The sequence below is a fragment of the Coleofasciculus sp. genome, assembly GCF_046539235.1.
GTDB lineage: Bacteria > Cyanobacteriota > Cyanobacteriia > Cyanobacteriales > Coleofasciculaceae > Coleofasciculus.
Map to the genome: position 1 here is coordinate 1 of NZ_JBKHHI010000597.1, position 2,791 is coordinate 2,791.

Genomic DNA, 2,791 nt, shown 5'->3' on the forward strand with positions numbered 1-2,791 from the left:
GCCACAATTTCCAGAGTGCAGGTGGGTGGCGTATAGCGGCGTAGAACTGAGCTAGATAAGGGCATAGTCATTGGTCATTTGTCATTAGTCATTTGACACAAAATTTTCGCACTTAGTCAGGGCGGGTTTAGTTACATCCAGGTGCAAAGGAAATGATGGTAGTAAAACCCGCCCCTACACAGATGCTGAACCTAATAAAGCTAACCAGAGACGCCGATGACCGTGGGTATCACTATAGAAGAGTAAATCAATGAGTAATTTGAATGCCAGTTGATTGAGTAAATCGATAGATACATTGTCTCCTTGCTCCATCCGTTCCTGATAGGTGTTAATAAATGTATCGAGATAATCGCCTAACAAAGCAGTCCGATGGGGTTCACTATTTTGTTCGGTCATTTGTTCCAACAGGGCTACAGCCCGACGGATGAGTTCCTGATGCTGTTTGGCTAAATGGCAAATAATCAAAACCAGCGATCGCGCTTCTTCCACATCCAGTTTTTTGCGCCCCCCGGAACTTTTGCGCTGAGGGTTAGACTGACGCAGACGCCATAACCCGACGCGATCGGACACCACTGACTCTAAATTTAAGTCAGCCGCCGCTTGCAGCATTGCTTCCGAACCAATCCCCGCCAAGGCTTCCAGCGCCAGCAAGATTAAGTCCAACTGGGTTTTAATGTTATCCAGTTGTAGAGAGTCTGGCGCTTGAGCCAGGGGCAAATCCTGCCAAGCGTGAGACGAGGTTGGCGTCTTTAGGGTAGAGCGCATAACGTTAGAGTAAGAAATTTAATCAGGCGGGTGGATGTAGTTACCAATAGAGAAACACGACCTTTAAAGTTTACATCAACTTTTTGGCGACCAACTCAAACCAGGACAGTGCTAGAGAACTATCTGTTCCCTTCCCTCGTCTCAATGTCCCGCTTTAGATGGGTAGCAAAATATGCTATTGTTCGTCAACAAGCTGTAAAACTTTGTTATATAAGTGTGCGTCAACCCAAAACCCAGCTTGGTTTATGAGAGCATCCAGTAAAGGTTTCACGGTAGAGATGAGTCCTTGTTGTTTGGCTTCAACTAAGATACCCAAAATTCCTGTATAGTTAAGATTTAATCGAGCAGCCACCAGGCGACCACGACGTTCATCAATTAATACTTGATCGGCTCTAAGTTCCAGTGCTAAAGCAATTGCTTCAGCCTCTCCAATATCTAGTTCATTACTGAGTGCTTCAACTACTATACGGTCATTGATTGAAGCTGTTTTAATCCAGTCAAAGGATTGTACTTCAGTTGCACCTGCTACCGGAAAATTGGGATCAGTCAGTTCTCGATAGACAGCTCCGGGAATAAGGACTATCTCATAAAGTTGTTGTAGCAGATGTAATTGATTGATCGCGGCAAGATTATTGATCGGTGATGTATCGCTAACAATAATCAAAGTCTGCCCATCTCCCGTAAGTTATGGATATCTTGTTCAAAATCCTCTGCACTGTAATGCACTGGGATTTGCCGACTAGCGAGAAGGTGTTGAAAGGCAATGCGATGCATCCCAGCAAATCGACTGGCTTGGGCAAGGGTGAACTTTTCCTTCTGAAACAGCATGATCGCGATTTCTTGCCTCATTTCAGCTTCAGTCATTCGGGTTGCTGTCAGTATTTCGTCAGTGATGATAATGCTCATATAGTTCTAGTCCTCTCTAATTGCAAATTATCGTAGCGTTTCTTAATGTCATTCTAATTCCCAAAATTAACTGTTACACCTTATTTATGGCTTAGTACAGCGGCAATAATTTATGTCCAGGTTCTTACCTTAACAAATTTTCAAGCTCCTCCGGCGTGAAAGGATTCTTCCCTGCCTTGAGGGCATCAATCCAGCCTTGCCGTTGTTTTATCTGCTCCTCATAAATCTGCGAATCAGCCCACTCTATAGATGCCTGAAAATCCTCAATCGCTCCTTGGTTGTCCCCCGTCAGCGCCCTGGCAATGCCGCGACTATTCCGAAAGTTTCCATTTTCAGGCGCAAGTGCTACAGCCTTTTCACAAGCATCCATAACTGTAGCCACCTCTTTGTGCAGACTGCCGAACCAACAGAGGGTATTCCAAGATTCAGCAGAAATTTGCCAAGTTGGATCGATCCGTTGTGCTTTATCATAAGCAGCCAGAGCTTCCTGGACGTTACCCTCTTCTACTTGCTTCTTACCCTGATTCAACCAACCCTCAGCCGCCCATCCTGCAACTTGTTCTGAAGTGGGAAGATTGATTTTGGCAGACAATTTTTGGGCTTGTTGGAATTTGGCATTAGCAGCATCCATATCCCCCTCTCGTGCCATGGCTCGACCTTGGTTGACCAGAAATTGGGCATTTTCAGTTTTGTTCCAGACTGAGGTTTGACAGGTAGAGCGAGCATCTTTAGCCCAGTTAAACTTTTCTGAGTCCTCGTCAAGCAAAGTTGCCGGAGCGACGAAGATGGGATGATTGATTAAATTATTGCACGCCACCTTGAGCCAATCCTGCCAATTGCCACCGCGCCACAGGCGTATTGTACGGTCAAAACTGCCACTGACAATGGTTTGACCATCCGGGCTAAATGCCACTGAGTTGACCCAATCCTGATGTCCTTGAAAGGGTTGACCAATGGGGTTGCCTGCTGTGTCCCACAGACGTATTGTTTTGTCAGCACTGCCACTGACAATGGTTTGACCATCCCGGCTAAATGCCACTGAGGTGACCCTACCCTGATGACCTTGAAAGGGTTGACCAATGGGGTTGCCTGCTGTGTCCCACAGGCGTATTGTTTTGTC

The 2,791-nt window shown here is 46.0% G+C and carries 4 protein-coding genes; all 4 read right to left on the reverse strand.

Annotated elements, in window-relative coordinates; genetic code table 11:
* Positions 1-174 precede the first annotated feature (174 nt).
* Positions 175-765 carry a DUF3038 domain-containing protein gene (locus ACLFWI_RS29045; RefSeq protein WP_446415818.1) on the reverse strand — a complete coding sequence of 197 codons (591 nt, stop codon included), beginning with the start codon at positions 763-765 and terminating at the stop codon, positions 175-177.
* A gap of 175 nt (positions 766-940) precedes the next feature.
* Entirely contained in the window at positions 941-1,429 is a 489-nt protein-coding gene (locus ACLFWI_RS29050; RefSeq protein WP_446415819.1) for a DUF3368 domain-containing protein, read from the reverse strand.
* Positions 1,426-1,671, reverse strand: a complete 246-nt coding sequence (locus ACLFWI_RS29055) for a UPF0175 family protein (protein ID WP_044207478.1) — start codon at positions 1,669-1,671, stop codon at positions 1,426-1,428. The genes ACLFWI_RS29050 and ACLFWI_RS29055 overlap by 4 nt, the downstream gene beginning before the upstream one ends.
* Before the next feature lie 124 nt (positions 1,672-1,795).
* The coding region (locus ACLFWI_RS29060; protein WP_446415820.1) for a WD40 repeat domain-containing protein at positions 1,796-2,791 on the reverse strand (996 nt) is incomplete at its 5' end.

Coding starts and splice junctions, on each gene's coding strand:
- ACLFWI_RS29045 (WP_446415818.1), bottom strand. CDS start 765: ATGCGCTCTACCCTAAAGACGCCAACCTCGTCTCACGCTTGGCAGGAT.
- ACLFWI_RS29055 (WP_044207478.1), bottom strand. CDS start 1,671: ATGAGCATTATCATCACTGACGAAATACTGACAGCAACCCGAATGACT.